Here is a 21,769-nt window from a genome sequence, read left to right as displayed (position 1 = left end):
TTGAAAAAAATATCATGTTGGTTAACAATGTAAAAATGGCTAATCTTGTAAAAATAATGCATCAATGTATACGGTTATGCGTGGTGCTTACGGTATTGATCTGGAGCCACTGTGCTTTTTGTGAAGAAGGGCAAGATCAGCAGGAGGGACAATCACGGAGTTTTATTATAAAGTCAAAAGAGCAGGAAAAAGAGAATTTAGCCTCTCAGGCACAACTCATTTTGAATGCTCGATTAACAAATAGCAGTCAAGATATTGAGAAAGGACTTGTCTGGCGGGTTTATGCCCCTATTCTAGGAATTGATAATAAATTACCATTAGTGGCAAGCGATAAAGGGGGAAGTGCGCGTTTTGATTTAGAGCCAGGAAGTTATCTTGTTCATGTCTCATTTGGTCATATGAGTGCTGTGCGCCAAGTTCATCTAGAAAGTGGGCAAACTCTTGTGAAAAACTTTTACCTTGAGGCTGGTGGTCTTATTTTAAATGCGACACTGCTCAATGGTATCATCAATGAAAAGGAACTCCGTTTCACAATCTATGAGGATGAAAAAGAAAATGATGATACGGGAGTCATTTTATCAAATGTTAAGCCTCAATCTATTGTGCGTTTAAAAGCTGGCCGCTACCATGTTGTTTCCCATTATGGTTCCATTAACGCGGCCGCGCGTTCAGATATTCAAGTGGAGGCCGGTAAAATGACAGAAGTGACCCTTGAACATCAGGCGGCTCAGATTGTTTTAAAGCTGGTACGACAAGAAGGAGGGGAAGCGCTTGCAGATACAAGTTGGTCTCTTGCCAATGATTCTGGTGATATTGTTTATGAAACAGTTGGTGCTTATGTTTCACTCGTGTTAGCAGAAGGAGAGTATATTGCAATTGCTAAAAATAAAGATAAAATTTATCAAAAGGTTTTTTCTATCGTTTCTGGTCATGATGAAGATATAAGTGTGGTGGCAAATGAACAAAATATGCAACGAATTGATGAAGATATAGATTGATCGTTGTTCATGGGACTAAACCGTGAATGAAAGATGGGGTGTGTGCGTTTTGATTGAAATTTCAACAGTTGGTGTGTTTTTTGCTGGAGCACTCTCTTTTCTATCGCCATGTGTTTTACCATTAGTTCCTCCTTATTTATGCTATATGGCAGGGATTGGTATTGATGACTTTCGTTCAGAAAAGCGTGGTGAGAAAGTCTTTATACGGTGGGCTTTATTGTCTTCTGTTATTGCCTTTGTTCTCGGATTTACCACTGTTTTTGTTGCTTTAGGGGCCAGTGCAAGTACCATTGGAAAGTTTATCGGCTATTATCGTGATTGGTTTGCCCTTGCTGCTGGAATTATCATTATTATTTTTGGTTTAAATTTTTTAGGGTTTTTCAAGATTTCTTTTTTATTTCGTGAAGCGCGTTTTCAGACGAGTAAAACACCTGCTGGCCCTTTAGGAGCTTATGTTATTGGTTTAGCTTTTGCCTTTGGTTGGACACCGTGTATTGGTCCCATTTTAGGGCCTATTATAACACTTGCTGGAACAAAAGAAACTGTGGGTGAGGGAGCTATTCTCTTAGCAGTTTATGCGTTAGGCCTTGCTGTCCCTTTTGTGTTGGCAGCTTTATTTTCCAGTCGTTTTATGCGGTTTTTAGCAGCTTTTCGTATTCATTTAGGAAAGGTTGAAAAAATTATTGGTGTTTTTCTTATTCTTACAGGGATTTTATTTTTAACAGGCTCTATGCAGGATCTTTCATTTTGGCTTTTAGAACATTATCCTTCATTGAGTTATGTTGAAGATATTCGTTGGCACGATATTATGAACTTTTTTGGATTTTCTCGTTAGTCTTGTGTGTTTTTATGGTTAGAAGTTGTTTTTCTATTGTTCTTGCTGCAGGTGAGGGGACGCGTATGAAATCGCCTCTGCCGAAGGTGCTTCATAAAATTGCTGGATTGCCTCTTATATGCCACGTTCTAAAACAAATAGAATTGGCAGGCTCTTCACAATTGGCTGTTGTTGTGGGATGTGGTGCTCAAGAGGTTACACATGTTGTTCGCTCATTTGTAAAAGACGTGATGATTTTTGAACAAAAAGAGCGTTTAGGAACGGCGCATGCTGTTTTATCGGCTCGTTTAGCTTTGCAAAAGGAGGCGGATGATGTTCTCATTGTTTTTGGGGATACACCTCTCATTCAACAAGAGTCATTGCATCAAATGCGTGCACAGCTTGCTGATGGAGCCGATGTTGTTTTTGCAGGTTTTCATACTCAAGATCCAACAGGTTATGGGCGCCTTCTTGAGAAAAATGATCAATTGATCGCAATTGTAGAAGAAAAAGACGCGAATGATGAGGAAAAAAAGATTTCTTTTTGTAATGGGGGAATACTCGCCATGCGGGGGAAATATGCACTTTCTCTTTTAGAGAAGGTTGGTAATGATAATATGAAAAAAGAATATTACTTAACAGATGTTGCTTCTCTTGCTTCGCGTGAAGGATTGGATGTGCGTGTTGTTGAAGTCCCTTTTGAAAATATTGTGGGAATTAATAACTGTCTTGAGCTATCAAGGGCTGATTCTTTGTGGCAAAAACGTAAAGCGCGCGATTTAATGTTATCGGGTGTTACACTCTTAAAACCAGAAACAGTCTATTTTTCTTATGATACGGAAATTGAACCAGGTGTGGTGATAGAACCAAATGTTTATTTTGGATTAGGTGTAAAAGTACAATCTGATGCTGTTATTCATGCATTTAGTTATCTAGAAGGTGCTGTGGTTGGTCGGGATGCGCAGATTGGTCCCTATGCACGTTTGCGTCCTGGAACAGAGTTGGCAAAATCCGTAAAGGTTGGAAATTTTTGTGAAGTCAAACAGGCTAAGGTAGGAGAATCTTCTAAAATCAATCATTTAAGTTATATTGGTGATGCCGAAATTGGAGCACATACCAATATTGGAGCCGGTACGATTACGTGTAATTATGATGGATTTAACAAATACAAAACCATGATTGGTGATCATGCTTTTGTTGGGTCTAATACGGCACTTGTTTCCCCATTGGTGATAGGGGATGGCTCTTATATTGCTTCAGGCAGTGTGATTACTGAAAATATTCCTATGAACAGTATGGCTTTTGGGCGTGCACGACAGGTTACAAAAGAGGGCTATGCAACAAAATTTCGAGCACGCTTGTTAGAGAATAACTCGACAGAAAACAAACATAAAAAATGATCATTTTCAGTTTATTCCTTTGTTTTATGCCGATCTAACGATGGATAGGAGATTTATTCTTAAAGATTGCCGGATACCATGTTTGAATTATTTTATTATTTATCGTTTTAGATAAAGGCTGTTGGATTGTTTTATGAGATTTAAATCTTAAAGATGTGAGTTGGAGCTTTTTAATGTGTGGAATTATTGGAATTCTTGGAAAGAGATGTGTTACGTCCTCTTTGGTTGAGGGGTTAAAACGTCTTGAATATAGAGGCTATGATTCATCTGGAGTGGCAACAGTTCATAATGGGCATCTTTATCGTGTGCGTGCTGAGGGGAAGCTTGTTCATTTAGAAGAAAAATTAAAAAAAACACCTCTGGAGGGAAATTTAGGGATTGGCCATACCCGTTGGGCGACGCATGGCGTGGCTGTTGAACGCAATGCGCACCCTCATGTGACTGAAAAGCTTGCGGTTGTTCATAATGGTATTATTGAAAATTTTGTAGAATTGCAAAAGGAACTCATCGAAGATGGTTATATCTTTGAAACAGAGACGGATACGGAAATTATTGCGCATTTAATAACGCGTGCATTAAAAAGTGGTCTTTCTCCGCAAGAAGCCGTGCGTAAAAGTTGGAAACGGTTGCAAGGAGCTTTTGCACTTGCTCTTATTTTCGAAGGTGAAGATAACCTTATGATTGCGGCTTGTTCTGGTCCACCCTTGGCAATTGGTTATGGAAAAGATGAATTTTTTGTAGGGTCAGATGCCATTGCTTTAGCACCATTCGTTGATCATATTAGCTATTTGGCAGATGGAGATTGGGCTGTTCTCACAAGGGAAGGTGTCACAATTTATGATGGAGACAATCAACCGGTAAAACGTCCTGTAAAAACATTACTTGAAGGAGCATTATTAATTTCTAAGGGTAATCATCGTCATTTTATGCATAAGGAAATGTTTGAACAACCTGAAGTGATTTCTCATAATTTGGCGCATTATCTTGATCTTGGAAATTATACCGTTCGCTCCTTTGAAAATTTGATTGATTGGAAAAATATTCATCGTCTCCTTTTTGCAAGTTGTGGTACGGCTTATTATTCAACCTTAGTTGCACGCTATTGGTTTGAGAAATTTGCCGCTTTAAGTGTTGATAATGATGTTGCTTCCGAATTTCGTTATCGTGAACCTCCTATAACGTCTGATGCATTATCATTGTTTGTTTCTCAATCTGGTGAAACAGCAGATACATTGGCTTCCTTGCGTTATTGTCGTGAGCGGGGTGTGAAAACAGCAACAATTGTGAATGTTGAGCAATCAACAATGGCAAGGGAAGCTGATTTTATTCTCCCAACACTTGCCGGACCAGAAATTGGTGTTGCTTCAACAAAAGCTTTTACCTGTCAATTGGCAACACTTGCTTCATTAGCACTTAGCGCTGCTAAACAACGTGGTTATCTTACGGTTCAAATGGAACAGCAATTGGTTAGGCAGTTGGCAGAAATTCCCCGTATTTTAAATGCGGTCTTAAAATTAGAAGGCAAGATTGAATCTATTTGTCGTGATTTAGTGAATGAAAAAAGTGTTCTTTATCTGGGACGTGGAACTTCTTATCCTATTGCTTTGGAGGGCGCTCTTAAACTGAAAGAGCTTTCTTATATTCATGCTGAAGGTTATGCTGCCGGTGAGTTGAAGCATGGACCAATTGCATTGGTAGATGAGACAATACCCGTTATTGTCGTGGCTCCTTATGATCGATGGTTTGAAAAGACTTTTTCTAATATGCAAGAAGTGGTAGCGCGCAATGGTCGTATTATTTTAATAACCGATAAAAAAGGCGCAGAAATAGCTTGTCTGAAAACTTTATCAACGATTACTTTGCCAGATGTTCCAGAATTTATTGCTCCTATTATTTATGCTCTCCCCATTCAGTTAATTGCTTATCATACGGCTGTTTTATTAGGAACAGATGTTGACCAACCGCGTAATTTAGCAAAATCAGTTACGGTTGAATGAAAATAGATTATGTATTTTTGATCTTTTGAAAAATAATCAAGTATAATAAATTGATTTATAATGATAATTTATTTCCTTTTTTCTTTGTTGAATGAGAATACCAAGACAGGATTTTTCATTCCAAATTCTTGATGACAGAATAAATTTTTTTTCTTACCTATCAAAAAATAGATCGGCTGTGTGAATATAAGAGTAACAAGAACGCAAAATGCTTCTCCACTTTTAATGCAAGGGTGATTCAGATTGGGAGAAAAAGTGCTTCTGTTGGTTTATTGTTCTTTTATGAAGCATAATGGTGTAGGGATTGTGTTAGATCATTTATGAGTGATACCAAGAAAGAATAGCCTATTTGCATAGGGCAAGTATTTTTATTGTTTATCAAATGCTTTTTCTAGAGTTATCCTGCTCGTAAGAGGCGTGCAGCGTCGTTGTGTCCGAAAAGATAAAGAAGCAACTGTAAGGCTTGTCCTTGCTCAGAGGAAAGATGAGGATCGCGTTGTAAAAAGAGGCGTGCATCTTTTCTTGCTATGGATAAAAGATCGCTGTGAACGGCAAGATTTGCTATATGAAATTCAGGAACGCCAGATTGTTTTGTTCCCAGAAGTTCTCCTTCACCTCGCAAGCGCCAATCTGCTTCAGCGATTTCAAAACCGTCTTCTGTATGACGAATAATATTCAGACGTGTTGCTGCTGTTTTGGTTAGTGGTTCTTTATAGAGTAAAATGCAGGAAGATTTTTTATCGCCTCGTCCTACACGTCCACGCAATTGGTGCAATTGTGAAAGGCCAAAATGTTCTGCGTGTTCGATGATAATAATCGAAGCGTCTGGGATATCCACGCCCACTTCAATGACGGTGGTTGCAACTAAAATACGTGTATTTCCGCATTTAAAAGAAGCCATAGCGGCTTCTTTTTCTGCTGTAGACATTTTGCCATGAATCATCCCAACGCGCGCTCCAAAGCGCTCATGGAGAAATGCAAAGCGGTTTTCAATTGAAGTAAGATCAAGCGCTGTCGATTCCTCTACTAAAGGACAAATCCAATAGAGTTTTTCTCCTTTTTCTAAGGCAACTGCGATTCGCTTTACAAGCTCATGGATACGTTTCAAAGAAAGCATTGCTGTTGTAATGGGTTGTCGTCCCATTGGTTTTTCTGTAATTTTAGAGATATCCATATCCCCAAAAGCTGTTAAAACAAGAGTGCGAGGAATGGGCGTAGCGGTCATGACCAGCATATCAGGCTTATTGCCTTTTTCTGTAAGAGCAATACGTTGGTGCACACCAAAACGGTGTTGTTCATCGATAATGGTTAAGGCAAGATTGTTATAAGTAACGCTGTTTTGTATAAGAGCGTGGGTTCCGATGACAATAGAAACTTGACCTGATAAAATATCATTCAAGATATTGGTTCGCACCTTTCCTTTTTCTCGTCCTGTTAAAAGCGTTGTTTTTAAGCCTATCTTTTCGGCAAGAGGGGCAATGGTGGCAAAATGTTGCCGAGCGAGCACTTCTGTGGGGGCCATTAAAGCTGATTGACCTGAATTTTCAGCAATTTGTGCCATTGCCATCAGTGCAACGACGGTTTTTCCTGCGCCTACATCGCCTTGGAGCAGTCGTAGCATCGGTTCTGGTGAAGCAAGATCATTGGCGATATCTTCTACTGCTTTTATTTGTCCGGTTGTGAGTTGAAAGGGGAGAACATTGAGCAATTTTTTCGTATAAATTCCTGTTGAAGATCGAGAAGTCCCAACAAGAGATTTGGTTTTCAAACGTACAAGGCCTAGCGCCAATTGACAAGCGAGCAGTTCATCATAGGCAAGACGTTTGCGTGCGCTACTTTCTAAGGAGAGATCATCGGGATTAATGGGGGTATGGATACGGCGCAAAGCAATAGAAAAGGAAGAAAAATTTTGCTGCTTTTTAACATTTTCGTCTATCCATTCTGGGAGGAGAGGAACAGAATTAAGAGCGTTTTGTATGGCACGTCTTAGTGTCTTTGCAGCTAATCCGGCGGTAGAGGGATAAACAGGTTCGACAAGAGGAATCTGATTTGATTGTTCGCTTGGGGCAATATGGTCGGGATGCGCCATTGAAAGTTGCCCATTAAACCATTCAACTTTTCCTGATACAATGACTTTTTTTCCTTCGGGGAGTTGTTTTTTGAGCCAAAGAGGGTGAGCATGAAAAAAGACTAAATTTATTTTTCCTGTTTGATCATGGGCGATAACACGATAGGGAATTTTGTTATGACCACGGGGGGGTGGTTGGTGTTGATCAATAACAATTTCGAGCGTAACAGTTTCTCCTTCTTTGGTACAAGCAATGCTGGGACGCATTCTGCGGTCTATAACGGAATGGGGCATTAATTGAAGAAGATCAATAAGGGTTGCGTCACGTTGTGTGGGATTAACATTTAAAAGTTTTGTTAGTAAGCTATAAACTTTAGGTGTAACACCAGAAAGGGTTCGAATAGAGTTGAAAAGAGGGGCAAGAAGACTTGGAGGCATGAGGAAATTTAACCTGCTCTTTTTATTTTTTCTAGACCTTTAGAAGAAGCTTTTTGGGGATAAAGTCATTAAAGAGGAGATTGTTTTATTAACACATTGCGTTGTACGAAGAAAAATTATCTTTAAAGGAGAAATAAAATAAAAAAATGCAAAAATGAAAGTGCTTATAGTATAGTTTACTTCTTTTTATTTTAGGCGTTTATTTGCTGTGAATAGAGGCACTTTCTTGATAGAACTCTCTTATAAAGAGCAATAATATTGAGACATTTTCCTATGTGGAACGGTAAGTTTATAGCTTTAAAATTATGCTCGCCTAAATTTTTTTCTTTAAGGGGTGCTGTTTGGCATTGAGTTTGTAGTAGGAAATTGTGAGAGTGGTTAAAGATAAAAATAAAATGCAAGAGTACAAAAATTCTCTTCCTCGCTTTATTCATTTGAGGGTGCATTCCGCTTATTCCTTGCTCGAAGGAGCTTTAAAAATCCCACAAATTATTCAACAGGCGATTTCAGATCAAGCACCAGCGGTTGCTATTACCGATACCAATAATTTATTTGGTGCTTTAGAATTTTCGCACCATTGTCTTTCTCATGGGGTCCAACCCATTATTGGTTGTCAGCTTACCGTTGATTTTTGTGATGAAAATAATCATTCACATTTGGTTAAAGGATGTAATGCTTCTGATTTCTGCTCTATTGTTCTGTTCGCTGCTAGCGAAACCGGTTATGCTCATTTGGTTCGTCTTGTGAGCCGTGCTTATCTTGATAAATGTGATACTGATCCTCCTCATGTTAAAGCTGATTGGTTATCAGAACACAGTGAAGGCATAATTGCTTTAACGGGGGGCAAGGGAGGACCTATTAATCGTTCTTTGTCAGAAGAAAAAAAAGAACGCGCTGTTGAGCGTTTAATATATTTAAAAAAAACTTTTTCTGATCGTCTTTATGTGGAATTACAACGGCATGGTTCTTATGACCGAGGAGTAGAAGCAGAGCTCATTGAATTGGCTTATGCGCATAAAATTCCTCTTGTTGCAACAAATGAAGCTTTTTTTCTAAAGAGAGAAGGGTATGAAGCGCATGATGCGTTAATGGCTGTTTCAGAAGGACAAATCGTCTCTAATCCAGATCGGAAACGGGTGACGCCAGATCATTACTTGAAGTCACAAGATGAAATGGTTGCACTGTTTTCTGATCTCCCAGAAGCTTTAGAAAATAGTGTTGAAATTGCATTGCGTTGTCATATTGCTACGCCTCTTCGAAAACCGATATTGCCTCGTTTTATAGAACAATCTGCTAATTCAGAAAATACTTTAAAAGCAGAAGATGGTGAGTTGTTAAATCAAGCTAAAGCTGGTTTGAAGATGCGGCTTGAAACAATTGGCTTGGCTGAAGGATATACGATTGCAGATTATGAGCAGCGCTTTGATTATGAGGTTTCAGTTATTACGCGTATGCAGTTTTCTGGATATTTTCTTATCGTTTCAGATTTCATAAAATGGGCGAAGATTCATGATATTCCTGTCGGTCCAGGGCGGGGGTCTGGTGCTGGTTCACTTGTTGCTTATGCATTGACGATTACCGATGTTGATCCATTGCGTTTTTCTCTTCTTTTTGAACGTTTTCTCAATCCAGATCGTGTTTCGATGCCAGATTTTGATATCGACTTTTGTCAAGAGCGGCGCGAAGAAGTTATTCAATATGTTCAAAAAAAATATGGACGTGATCAAGTTGCTCAAATTATTACCTTTGGGAAGTTACAGGCACGTGCGGTTTTACGTGATGTGGGGCGGGTTTTAGAAGTTCCTTATCGTCAGGTAGATTATCTTGCAAAATTAATTCCTACTACACCAGGAAGTCAGGTGGAATTGGCTGATGCTATTAAAGATGAGCCTAAATTTGAAGAGGAAAAGAAAAAAGATCCCGTCGTTGGACGCGCATTAGATATAGCACTTCAGTTGGAGGGACTTTATCGTCACGCTTCAACGCATGCTGCGGGGATTGTTATCGGAGATCGGCCGCTTTGGGAGCTTGTCCCGATGTATCGTGATCCCCGTTCTGATATGCCTGTTACACAATTTAACATGAAATATGTAGAGCATGCAGGGCTGGTAAAATTTGATTTTCTTGGATTAAAAACGCTTACTGTTTTGAAAATGGCCGTTGATTTTGTTGCTAGAAAGGGGATAAAAATAGATTTGTCAAATATTCCTCTGAATGATGAAGCAACCTACGCTATGATGGCACGTGGTGAAACGGTTGGCGTGTTTCAGGTGGAAAGTTCTGGTATGCGCAAGGCGCTGATTGGAATGAAGCCAGACCGTATTGAAGATATTATTGCGCTGGTTGCGCTTTATCGTCCTGGCCCAATGGAAAATATTCCAACCTATAATGCACGCAAACACGGAGAAGAGGAGATAGCCTCTATTCATCCTAAAATAGACCATCTGATTAAAGAAACACAAGGTGTTATAGTCTATCAAGAGCAGGTGATGCAGATTGCTCAGGTGTTGGCTGGTTATTCGCTTGGAGAAGCCGATTTATTACGTCGTGCTATGGGGAAAAAAATTCATGCAGAAATGCAAAAACAGCGTACGCGTTTTGTCAATGGAGCAGTTGCTGGTGGTGTTGATAAAGAGCAAGCTGATATTATCTTTGATCTTTTAGCAAAATTTGCCGATTACGGATTTAATAAATCGCATGCGGCTGCTTATGCAATTGTTTCTTATCAAACAGCTTATATGAAAGCCAATTATCCCGTTGAATTTTTAGCTGCTTCAATGACGCATGATATGACAAATACGGATAAACTCAATGATTTTCGGCGTGAGGCATTAAGGCTGGGTATTGAGGTTATTGCACCTTCTATACAGACATCTCATCGCGTTTTTGAGGTTGGTGATAACTGTATTTATTATTCTCTTGCTGCCATTAAAGGTGTTGGAGAAACGGTTGTCGATCATATCGTTGCTTGTCGTGGGAATAAGATTTTTAAGGATCTGGAAGATTTTTGTGCGCGTGTTGATCCTCGTATTGTCAATAAACGTGCGATGGAAAGTTTAGTTTGTGCTGGCGCTTTTGATTGTTTTAATATTGCACGTGAAGTTTTATTAGCCAATCTTGGAACGCTTCATGCACGGGCACTTCGTATTCTCGATGACAATTCTAGTGGGCAGGTTGATATATTTGGTATGGCAGGAGGATTAAAAGAGCCATTGATTTTATCCAAAACGTCTCCTTGGTTACTAGCTGAGAAACTTTATCGAGAATTTCAGGCAATAGGCTTTTATTTTTCTGCTCATCCATTGGATGAGTATCAAGCTATTCTTGCCAAAAAACGTGTTCAGACTTGGAGTAATTTTGCCAATGCTGTTAAAGGGGGGGCAACGGCTGCACGGCTTGCTGGAACCGTTGTGGCAAAAAATGTACGCAAAACAAAATCTGGTAAAAAAATGGGGATTATTCATTTTTCTGATACAAGTGGACAATATGAAGCCGTTCTCTTTTCTGAAGCACTTTCGGATTATGAGGAGATTCTAGAACCTGGAAAATCTTTTATTATTACGGTGAGCGCAGAGAATCGTTCTGAAGGGATTGGTTTGCGAATTGAGACAATTCAGTCTTTAGAAAAGGAAGCATTACAGCAGCATAAAATGATGCGTCTTTTTATCAAAACAGTTGATATGCTTTCACAAATTGAACAAAATTTAAATCTCGGAGGAAATGGAGAGGTTGGGCTGATTTTAATTCAAGACGACGGATTGCGAGAAGTCGAAATTGCGCTCCCAAAGCGATATAAGGTAAATTCACAGGTTGCAAATGCTATGAAATTAATTCAGGGTGTTGTCGATGTCGAATTAAGCTAAAACAAGATTTAAAGATAGGGATTGTTTTGGAGGGTATTTTTTCTTTTAGAAGAGTCTGGAATTGAACTTTTAAAATCAGATAAAGATTTCGAAAGATCTTGCTTTTATTTGAGTAAATTATGATGGATTTTTAGTGTCATAAAGCCAAAAAACTCTCTTAATTCAAAGTACTGGAGGAATTTTATAAGTTTTTATCACAATTTTTTATCGAATTCATTGCATCATACATATAAAGCCAATGGAGGCTTGACATAATACTCTCTGGAGTGCGGATTTTCATCATGAAATTACGGGCAACTGCTATGGGACCGGTTGCATGATAAGCTAATCTGTTGAAACTCCCACGTTTTTTTACGGCTGCAATACGGGGAGTGCGTGTTTTTTCATAAAGCGAAAGAGCTTTCGTTAATGAAAGATCTTTCAATGAAAGTGCTTCTGCTAATGTGGCAGCGTCTTCGATTGCCATCGCGGCACCTTGTGCTGCAAAAGGTAAAGCTGCATGGGCACAATCACCAACGAATACTTGTCTCTCTAAGCCTAGAAAACGGTTTTGTTTCATGTGAAAGAGTGGCCAATATCGCCATTCATCAATGTGATCAAAGATTTGTAAGATTTTTGAATTCCACCCCTTAAAAAGAGATTTGAGTTTTTCTTTATCTCCTTTATGGTCCCATCCTTCTTTGGGATTTTCTCCATGAGTAATGGCGACAAAATTAAAAATTTTTTCTAACGATTGAATGGGATAGACAACAAGATGATTGTTTGGTCCCATCCAAGCTGTGATTGTCTTCATATTGTGCAATGAAGAACGAAAGTTTTGAGGAAGATTATCCCATGCTGTTGTTGCACGCCAAGCAATAAAGCCACTACAATTTGCTTTTTCATGAAAAGGAGATTGTTGCCGTAATGTTGACCAAACGCCATCACATCCGATCAGGAGGGGTGTTGAGTAAAGTTGCTCTGTTGCTGTATCTGTTTTTATTGTTGTTATTTCAATGTTGGTTGCAGAGTGGGTAGAAGATACAATCGTCTCACCTGCTTTGTATTTAATTAGAGGATTTTCAATCACTGCATTATATAAAATTTTTTGTAAAGCCGCACGATGAATTGTGATGTAAGGGGCTTTCCAATATTTTTCTGTTAGATTGATAAGATGAGCATGTAGACGTGTTTTTAAAGATATTCCATCTTTTAACTCAAGAAAATGTGGGATTGTCCCCACTTCAATGAGTTTGTTAAGAAGGTCAAAGCGAGCAAGAATAGATGTTGCATTTGGGGTTAATTGAATACCAGCGCCTATCGTTTCAAGTTTCTTACACTTTTCGATAAGGGTACTTGCAATTCCTTTATGAGCGAGCGCTAAAGCCGTGCTTAAACCAGCAATTCCTCCTCCAACGATGATGGGCGATTGCTTCACAAATGATTTCATATTAAACAAACAGAATTTAAAAAGCGGTAGAGAGTCCTAGAGCGCATTATAGGGGCTCATCTGGATGATATAAACACCCTGTTGGGTTTGTTTGATCGTACGATAGTGAGGAAACATAACGATAAAGGGTCGAGCAATAAGGGCAGATTTTCTCATCGGCTGCTCCCATGTCGATAAAGATATGAGGATGATCGAATGGTTGTGTAGCGCCTACACACATAAATTCTTTCACACCAATTTCGATTGTTTTATATCCAAGGTCATTTTGAAAATGGGGAATCGTATGATCAGCCATGGCGCACAAACTCCAGAATAAATGATCTCATCAGCTATGATGAGGCTTTTCTATTTTATAAGTGTGAGTTTGTAATAATGATTATAATAATGCAAGATGCTTTTTAAGACAAAGTGCTCTTCTTTTATGCTATATAGAATAATCTTCATGTTTTTAGCATTTTGCATATGAAACTTTTTCCTAAGTATTTTTAAATATTAAATGGAAACATAATAATAAAAATTATACATTGATGTATCATAAGGACAATAACATATTATAAAATGTTATGTGAGATATTTTGTCAAAGGTTTTAGAAAGTATAAAAAAGTATAAAAGAAGCTTAATGAGAATATATGGAACAGAGGGTGGCAGATAAAATTTCTATATCGGATATAACAATGGAAAATCCGGCACGGTTTATTAATCGAGAGTTTTCATGGCTACAATTTAATAAGCGTGTTTTGATGGAATCGGCTAATTCGAAATATCCTTTATTAGAACGGCTACAATTTCTTTCGATTTCAGCAACAAATCTTGATGAATTTTTTATGGTTCGTGTTGCTGGCCTTGCTGCTCAAATTCGTGATCACGTTACAGTGTGTAGTGCAGATGGGCATACGCCACAGGAGCAACTTGATATAGTGCTCGCTGAGATTTCACAGTTGCAGGCTCATCAACTACAAGAATTGGATATTTTACGTAATGAATTAAAAAAGAATGGTATTGAAATCATTTGTTCAGATGATCTTTCAAAAATTGAAAAATCATGGCTTGAAAAATATTTTCTTGATAAAATTTTTCCTATTCTAAAACCTTTTCCTGTTGATTCTACGCATGCTTTTCCCTTTATTCCTAATTTAGGGCTTTCTTTTGCGCTTCAATTGTCGGGAGGGAAAGAACAACACACACGTACAGTGTTATTGCCCATTTCAATGCTTTTGAAGCGTTTTATTCTTCTTCCTCAAGAGGATCATCGTTTTCGTTTTATTGTATCTGAAGATGTTATTTACCTTTTTATCAAATATCTATTTCCTCACGATGAGGTTAATGGAATTGGTACATTTAGAGTCATTCGAGATAGCGATATTGAAGTAGAAGAAGAAGCTGAGGATCTTGTCCATTTTTTTGAAAAAGCTCTTAAAAGGCGGCGTCGTGGGCAGGTTATTCGCATTGAATTTGACGCAAAAATGCCAGAAAATTTGCGCCAATTTATAGCGAATTGTCTTGCTGTTCCTGATAACTGTATTCATGTTCTTGATGGATTTTTAGCACTTAATAGGGTATCAGAGATTATTTCTATTCCTCGTGATGATCTTAAATTTATTCCTTATATTCCTCGTGTTCTAGAATCTATTCGTAAACATAACGGCGATTGTTTTGCGGCTATTCGTGAAAATGATCTCGTGATTCATCACCCTTATGAGACATTTGATGTTGTTGTTCAATTTTTACGTCAAGCTGCTTGTGATCCTGATGTTGTGGAAATCAAACAGACACTTTATCGTACATCAAATGATAGCCCAATTGTTAGCGCTTTGATTGAAGCGGCTAAACAGGGAAAGTCTGTGACTGCTTTGGTCGAACTTAAAGCACGTTTTGATGAGGAAGCAAATATTCGTTGGGCACGAGATCTTGAATGTGCTGGAGTTCAAGTTATTTTTGGTTTTATTAGCTTAAAAACACATGCCAAGATGTCTTTGGTTGTGAGACGTGAAGGAAAACGTCTTTGTTCTTATATTCATCTTGGAACAGGAAATTATCATCCCATTAACGCTAAAACGTATACTGATCTTTCTTTTTTTTCCACGGATAATAATATCGCTCACGATGTTGTGTTATTGTTCAATTATATTGCCCAATATGAGCGTCCACATGAAACAATGAAGATTGCTTTTTCGCCCTTAACACTACGTGGTCGTATTTTGGAGCATATTGAAGGAGAAATTGCTCATGCACAACAAGGCAAGTTTGCTGCTATTTGGATAAAAGTGAACGCATTGGTTGATCCTGAAATTATTGATACTTTATATCGTGCTAGTCAAGCAGGGGTACAGATTGATTTGGTTGTGCGGGGGATCTGTTGTTTACGTCCTCGTATCCCAGGAGTTTCGGATAATATTCGCGTAAAATCAATTGTAGGGCGTTTTCTTGAACATAGTCGCATTTTTTGTTTTGGGAATGGTCAAGATTTGCCTAATGAAAATGCACTTGTTTATATAGGCTCTGCTGATATGATGCCTCGTAATCTAGACTACCGTATTGAAATATTGGTTCCAGTTTTTAATAAAATGGTGCGGCAGAAGATTCTTTTACAAATTATGGCCGCTAATCTCATTGATAATCAACAAAGCTTTGATATACTTATGGATGGAACATCGAAACGTATCATACCGCAGAGAGGTGAAAGTCCGTTTAATGCGCAAGAGTATTTTATGGCCAATGCAGGTTTTGCGGGGGAAAATGAGTCTTTTGAATCTTCCATTTCACGCTTGGTTGCCTTACATCGGCAACAAGCTGAAATGCATAAAGACTGAAATCCAATGACATATAGAGATGCTCAAGGTCGGCTAAAAGGGCGTAAGCCTGTTGCTGTTATTGACATTGGATCGAATTCTGTTCGGTTGGTTATTTATGAGGGGCTTGTTCGCTCACCAACGGTTTTGTTTAATGAAAAGATTCTTTGTGGTCTTGGTCATGGTGTGGCAAAAAGGGGATTTTTAGAAGAAAAATCGATGAAAATGGCGTTGCAAACATTGAAACGGTTTCGTACGCTTTGCCAACAGATTGGAGCAGATGAGGTCTATACTTTAGCAACGGCAGCAGCACGAGATGCAAAAAATGGTGTAGCATTTATTCAAAGTGCTGAAGAGACTTTACAAAATAAAATATATCTTCTTTCCGGAAGTGAAGAAGCTATGTATTCAGCCTATGGAGTTGTTTCTACTTTTTATCAACCAAAGGGTATTTCCGGAGATCTTGGGGGGGGAAGTCTTGAATTGATTGATATTGATCATTCTGAAGTCGGTGAAGGGATAACACTTCCATTAGGTGGTTTACGGCTGCAGTATATGTCAAATAATGATAATGCTATCGCGGCAAAAATTGTACATGAGCAATTTTATAAATCTTCTGTTATGCGTACACGGAAAGGCAGAGCACGTAATTTTTATGCCGTAGGGGGGACATGGCGTAATTTGGCAAAACTCCATATGGCCATGAAAAGCTATCGGCTCCCTGTTATGCATGGCTATGAAGTTGAATCCGCTGAAATGGAGAACTTTTTACGTCTTGTAGCAAGCGGCAATATTGATAATATGAGAGGGATTGCGGCGGTTTCACAAAATCGTCGGAAACTTTTGTCCTATGGGGCAATTGTCCTTATTGAACTCATTCAGTGTATGGCGTTTGAAAAGATCATTTTTTCTGGTGCTGGCGTTCGTGAAGGTTTTCTTTATTCACGCTTGCCGCAGGCGATTCGACGTTCAGACCCTCTCATTGCTGCGTGCACAGAAATGGCTATTTTACGGGCACGTTCACCAAAACAAGCAGAAGAACTGATTGATTTTACGACGAATGCCTTTGACGTTTTTGGAATTTCAGAAACTGAAAATGAATGCCGTTATCGTCAAGCAGCTTGTCTTCTTGCGGATATTGGTTGGCGTATACATCCAGATTATCGAGGCAATGAAGCAGCCAATCAGATAGCGTTAGGATCTTATCCAGGAATTTCTCATGAGGGGCGCCTTTATGCAGCGCTTGCTGTTTTCTTTCGTAATACGAGTTTACTGGTTGATAAAGAATCTCTTCCCATTTTTCAATTAGCAACACAAAATATAATTGAGAAAGCACGGATTCTTGGTGAAACGATGCGTATTGCTCATCTGTTTAGCGCTTCTGTTGCTGGGATTTTACCTCATTTATTTTGGCATAAAAAAGCAGATCATATTGTTTTGCAGATCCCCCAAAATTATGCTGGATTATTGGGAGAACGCCCTCTTGGACGATTACAGAAGTTATCAAAATTAATAAAACAACCACTTTCTTTTGAAATTTTTTAACTTTTCCTTCTCATTTATTCGCGTTTCATATCTTAACAAGTTCGGTATTTTAGTTTCTATATTCGTTTATTTTTAATGATTGGATTGCAATTTCGATAAGGATTTTTATACGATAGGATGATGTAAGACATCATCTTTTCATGTTTTTCTATTACGTTAGGCTACTATTTTTGTAATGATGGCACGCTTTGATTATAAATTTTTTTAACTTTTATGAGAAGCTATTTGTTTTTTTAATTTGTCAGAATCAGATTTTATTTATCCTATTTGTGTTGTTCTGTAGCGCATACCAATTGATATAAATAAGTAATGTAATGGATTTTTAAAAACAAAAATGTTTTAAATTTTCCCTCATTTTGACATAAAATAAAACCCTCTTTAAGAGAGTCTTATGAAAATCTCAGATATGTGGGGAAAAGGTAAATTAAAGCTGTTTGGTGCTTATCTTTCCATCGTTAAAGTAAAACCCTATCTGTCCCTTTAGCAGTTGTTCAGCTTTTTGACCAAATATTTCATAGCGCCAACCATTCATGGCGGGGATATTTTTCTTTATTCCTCCATTGGCGATTTTTTCTAAATCATTAGATGTTGCAATAATTTTGGGGGCAATACTGTTTTCGTTTGCAACAAGTTTTAGTAATATTTTAAGCAGATCGATAGCAGCAGATGTCGTATCGTTGAGTGGATTATGTTTAGGAATAGGGGGTAAAGTAGAAAGATCGACCTCTAAGCCTTCGTGGACAGCCTTGATTAATGACGACGCAATGGAGCGTTTATCCCAATTCTTATTAAGACTGCGCAACCGTTTTAAAGCAGATTCATCTTTTGGTTGTTGGGTTGCTATTTCTATAAGACATTCATCTTTCATGATATGGCGACGTGGCATATTGTATTTTCGCGCCTTACGTTCACGCCAAGCTGCTATCTTTTGTAATACAGCAAGTTCACGCGGTTTTTTAACTTTTCCTTTCACTTTTTTCCATGCTTCATCTTCTGGCATATCATAGGTCTTAGGATTTAAGAGGATTGTGATTTCATCATCCATCCAGTGAGTCCGTTTATTTTTTTCTAACCTTTTTTTCAAGAGGAGGTAAACATCTCTTAAGTAGGTTACATCGGCAAGGGCGTAGAGCAGTTGTTTTTCAGACAGGGGGCGACAACTCCAATCTGTAAAGCGGGAAGATTTATCAAGATGATGCCCTGTGCAGCGTTGTACAATTTGATCATAGGAGATCGAATCACCAAATCCGCAAATTGATCCTGCTATTTGTGTATCGAAGAGAGGGAAAGGAATAACGCCTCCAAGATAATAAATCGTTTCAATATCTTGGCGGGCAGAGTGAAAAACTTTGACAATTTTTTTATCGATCATAAGATCAAAAAATGGTTGTAAATCAATATCTGGTGCTATGGGATCAATCAAAACTGTAACATCTGGTGATGCGAGCTGGATTAAACAAAGTTGAGGCCAAAAAGTTGTTTCGCGGATAAACTCAGTATCGACTGTTACAAAATCAGAGGTACGTAGAGCATTAAGTGCAATTTCAAGATTTGCTGTTTGTGTAATAAGATTCATCATTTTATTATAATTCGATAAATTAAATTTGTCTTTTATTGACTTTATTGTCGCGTTTTTATTCTCATATCTTGACAAATGGTTCTTAAAAAGCGTTTGTAGCGCATGTGAATATTATAATCAAAGGCAAAAAACATGCATCGTTATCGCAGTCATCATTGTGCGGCTCTTCGTAGATGTGATGTAGGAACACAAGTTCGTCTTTCTGGATGGGTTCATCGTATTCGTGATCATGGAGGAATTCTTTTTGTGGACTTGCGTGACCATTTTGGAATCACACAAATTGTCGCAGACCCTGCTTCGCCAGCTTTTAAAGTTATTGAAAAAGTGCGTTCTGAATGGGTTATTCGTGTGGATGGGGAAGTGCGTGCACGTTCTGATGAGGTTATTAATGCAACGCTTCCAACAGGTGAGATTGAAATTTTTGCACAAGAGGTAGAAATTCTTTCAAAAGCTGAAGAACTTCCTTTACCGGTTTTTGGTGAGCCTGATTATCCAGAAGATATTCGATTGAAATATCGTTTTCTTGATTTGCGTCGGGAGACGATGCACAAAAATATCATGCGTCGGGCTGAAATTATTGCAGCCATGAGACGGGCTATGCAAAATAATGGTTTTACGGAATTTACAACGCCGCTTTTGACAGCCTCATCGCCGGAAGGTGCACGTGATTTTTTGGTTCCAAGTCGTGTCCATCAAGGAAAATTTTATGCACTACCACAAGCACCACAGCAATATAAACAGTTGTTGATGATGTCAGGTTTTGATCGTTATTTTCAAATTGCACCATGTTTTAGAGATGAAGATCCGCGGGCTGACCGTCTTCCTGGTGAATTTTATCAATTAGATGTTGAAATGAGCTTTGTTGAGCAGGAAGATGTTTTAGCAACTATGGAACCCATTATGCGTTCTCTTTTTGAAGAATTTGCAGATGGAAAAGCTGTGACACAAAACTTTCCTCGCATTTCTTATGATGAAGCAATGCGGAAATACGGTTCTGATAAGCCTGATTTGCGTAATCCGATCGTTATGGAAGATGTTTCTCAGCATTTTTATAATTCTGGTTTCAAAGTTTTTGCTCAGATTTTAGCAAATGATGAGAATGCACAAGTGTGGGCTATTCCGGCTAAAACGGGGGGAGGTCGTGCTTTTTGTGATCGTATGAATGTATGGGCACAAGGTGAAGGGCAACCAGGGCTCGGTTATATTTTCTGGCGCAAGGAAGAAGGAAAATTTGAAGGAGCAGGACCTATCGCCAAAAATATTGGTGAGCAGCGAACTGAAGCGCTCCGTATCCAACTTGGACTTGAAAGTGGTGATGCTTGTTTTTTTGTGGCTGGGGATCCAAAAAAATTCGCATCTTTTGCTGGAGCAGCGCGCAAACGGGTAGGGGAAGAATTAGATCTTGTCGATAGAGAGAGTTTCTCTTTAGCGTGGATTATTGATTTTCCATTTTTTGAATGGAATGAAGATGAAAAAAAGATTGATTTTGCGCATAATCCTTTTTCCATGCCTCAAGGGGGAGAAAATGCTCTTGCCTGTCAAGATCCTCTTACGCTTAAAGCTTTTCAATATGATCTTGTTTGTAATGGTTATGAGATTGCATCGGGTGGAATTCGTAATCACTTACCAGAAATGATGCTTAAAGTTTTTGAACTTGTAGGGCTTTCTAAGGACGTTGTGAAAGATCGTTTTGGTGGTCTTTATCGTGCATTCCATTATGGGGCTCCACCCCATGGTGGTATGGCTGCGGGTATTGACCGCATCATTATGCTGTTGCAAGGTGTTAAAAATTTACGTGAAGTTGCTTTATTTCCTATGAATCAACAGGCACTTGATCTTTTGATGAGTGCTCCATCTGATGTTTCTTCTACACAATTACGTGATTTAGGAATCCGCATGGTTCCTGTGCACAAAAATAGTTCATAATGTTGATTGATGGATTTTTACCGTCTTTCCTCCGTAGCGTGAATTGTTGGTGCCTCTCAAGGGCATATGTGTTGTTTATGGATTTAGAGAGGCCCAAAAGTGCTATTGTGTTAATTCTTAAAGGGAACTGTTTCTAAAGAAATATTTCTCAATACAGTCGACCTTGTTTTACGATACTAGCTCTGCTCGTGAGATATAACGGAAAACCTCCTGAGTGGTCTAAAAACTGTTCTACATAAAGGATAAGCCGCCATTCTACTTTTTAGGTTTTAATATTACTGACAGTTTTTGTATGCAAATGGATCCAGTATTTTTATTCCTTGCTTGCGGATCGTCGCGCTTTTCTTTGTAATAAGCAGAGAAATGATTGTGATTGATTTATTATGAATAAATTAGAAATGAGAAAATTTTATAATATTTGAGAGTTTCATTTAAACTATAAATTAATAGATTATCTTTATATATCAAAATATTATTCATATTTTTTGAAGTTTTTGCAACGTTGTAAAAGATAATTGTGTCTCTTCGTGCTTATAAGAAAAATGCATTTTTGCATCTTATGGATTTAAACTTTGGGGAAGGATATAAGCTTTGAATATTTTTAAAGTTTTTCATAAAAAATTAGATGGTGCTGTCATACAATCTTTCTTTGTGATAAAAAATGATGTTTGAAAGGTGTTTTTGTCATTCCCAAAAGGATGAAATAGCTCTTTGTGAGCCGTTAAATTATATCATCGGATTTGGCAAAGTTCTCAATAAGGTTTTTATTTAAAATAATCTGCATTCAAAATATATTTGAGAGAGATTTTTATTATTGGAAGGWCTATAAAAATTTATTTTACATCATTTTGAAAAGTTAAGTCATAATTTTAGTTCACTTAGCGGTATCAATGAGTAATACATTGTTTTTTATATTTTTATT

12 protein-coding genes are annotated in these 21,769 nt (G+C 38.1%); 8 read left to right on the top strand and 4 right to left on the bottom strand.

The features are described from left to right. Positions 1 to 14 precede the first annotated feature (14 nt). From CEV08_RS03300 to glmS, 4 genes are all read left to right on the top strand, one after another. Positions 15 to 998 carry a carboxypeptidase-like regulatory domain-containing protein gene (locus CEV08_RS03300; RefSeq protein WP_180753542.1) on the top strand — a complete coding sequence of 328 codons (984 nt, stop codon included), beginning with the start codon at positions 15 to 17 and terminating at the stop codon, positions 996 to 998. 49 nt (positions 999 to 1,047) lie between these two features. Further along, a complete protein-coding gene (locus CEV08_RS03295) occupies positions 1,048 to 1,833 on the top strand; it encodes a cytochrome c biogenesis CcdA family protein (protein ID WP_100130384.1) in 786 nt (261 codons plus the stop codon). A 14-nt stretch (positions 1,834 to 1,847) separates the two neighbouring features. Further along, entirely contained in the window at positions 1,848 to 3,212 is a 1,365-nt protein-coding gene (gene glmU, locus CEV08_RS03290; protein WP_100130358.1) for a bifunctional UDP-N-acetylglucosamine diphosphorylase/glucosamine-1-phosphate N-acetyltransferase GlmU, read from the top strand. Positions 3,213 to 3,385: 173 nt separating this feature from the next. Next, positions 3,386 to 5,209 (top strand): glutamine--fructose-6-phosphate transaminase (isomerizing), encoded by a 1,824-nt coding sequence (gene glmS, locus CEV08_RS03285; RefSeq protein ID WP_100130357.1) that lies wholly within the window; start codon positions 3,386 to 3,388, stop codon positions 5,207 to 5,209. A gap of 397 nt (positions 5,210 to 5,606) precedes the next feature. Here glmS and recG read toward each other — a convergent pair whose 3' ends face one another. Beyond that, positions 5,607 to 7,715, bottom strand: coding sequence for an ATP-dependent DNA helicase RecG (gene recG / locus CEV08_RS03280; RefSeq protein ID WP_100130356.1), 2,109 nt, complete (start codon positions 7,713 to 7,715; stop codon positions 5,607 to 5,609). 374 nt (positions 7,716 to 8,089) lie between these two features. On the opposite strand from recG, the gene dnaE reads away from it, so the two are divergent. After that, positions 8,090 to 11,578: a DNA polymerase III subunit alpha gene (gene dnaE / locus CEV08_RS03275; protein ID WP_100130355.1), complete on the top strand. Its 3,489-nt coding sequence runs from the start codon at positions 8,090 to 8,092 to the stop codon at positions 11,576 to 11,578. Positions 11,579 to 11,759: 181 nt separating this feature from the next. On the opposite strand, the gene CEV08_RS03270 is transcribed toward dnaE, so the two are convergent. Next, positions 11,760 to 13,007: an FAD-binding protein gene (locus tag CEV08_RS03270; RefSeq protein WP_100130354.1), complete on the bottom strand. Its 1,248-nt coding sequence runs from the start codon at positions 13,005 to 13,007 to the stop codon at positions 11,760 to 11,762. A 46-nt stretch (positions 13,008 to 13,053) separates the two neighbouring features. Beyond that, complete coding sequence (locus CEV08_RS03265) at positions 13,054 to 13,302, bottom strand: zinc-finger domain-containing protein (protein WP_100130353.1); 249 nt, start codon at positions 13,300 to 13,302, stop codon at positions 13,054 to 13,056. 335 nt (positions 13,303 to 13,637) lie between these two features. On the opposite strand from CEV08_RS03265, the gene CEV08_RS03260 reads away from it, so the two are divergent. Beyond that, the gene (locus tag CEV08_RS03260) at positions 13,638 to 15,818 is read left to right on the top strand and encodes an RNA degradosome polyphosphate kinase (RefSeq protein ID WP_100130352.1); all 2,181 of its coding nucleotides are present in this window, start codon (positions 13,638 to 13,640) and stop codon (positions 15,816 to 15,818) included. 6 nt (positions 15,819 to 15,824) lie between these two features. Continuing rightward, entirely contained in the window at positions 15,825 to 17,342 is a 1,518-nt protein-coding gene (ppx, locus tag CEV08_RS03255) for an exopolyphosphatase (RefSeq protein ID WP_100130351.1), read from the top strand. Positions 17,343 to 17,766: 424 nt separating this feature from the next. Here the strand turns inward: ppx and rnd are convergent, their stop codons facing one another. Beyond that, positions 17,767 to 18,921: a ribonuclease D gene (gene rnd, locus CEV08_RS03250; RefSeq protein ID WP_100130350.1), complete on the bottom strand. Its 1,155-nt coding sequence runs from the start codon at positions 18,919 to 18,921 to the stop codon at positions 17,767 to 17,769. A 132-nt stretch (positions 18,922 to 19,053) separates the two neighbouring features. Here rnd and aspS point away from each other — a divergent pair, with 132 nt between their 5' ends. After that, positions 19,054 to 20,847: an aspartate--tRNA ligase gene (gene aspS / locus CEV08_RS03245; protein ID WP_100130349.1), complete on the top strand. Its 1,794-nt coding sequence runs from the start codon at positions 19,054 to 19,056 to the stop codon at positions 20,845 to 20,847. Positions 20,848 to 21,769: the final 922 nt, after the last annotated feature.

This window comes from Bartonella tribocorum, assembly GCF_002778015.1.
GTDB classification, from domain to species: Bacteria; Pseudomonadota; Alphaproteobacteria; order Rhizobiales; family Rhizobiaceae; genus Bartonella; species Bartonella tribocorum_B.
This window is presented reverse-complemented; position numbering and strand designations above follow the sequence as displayed.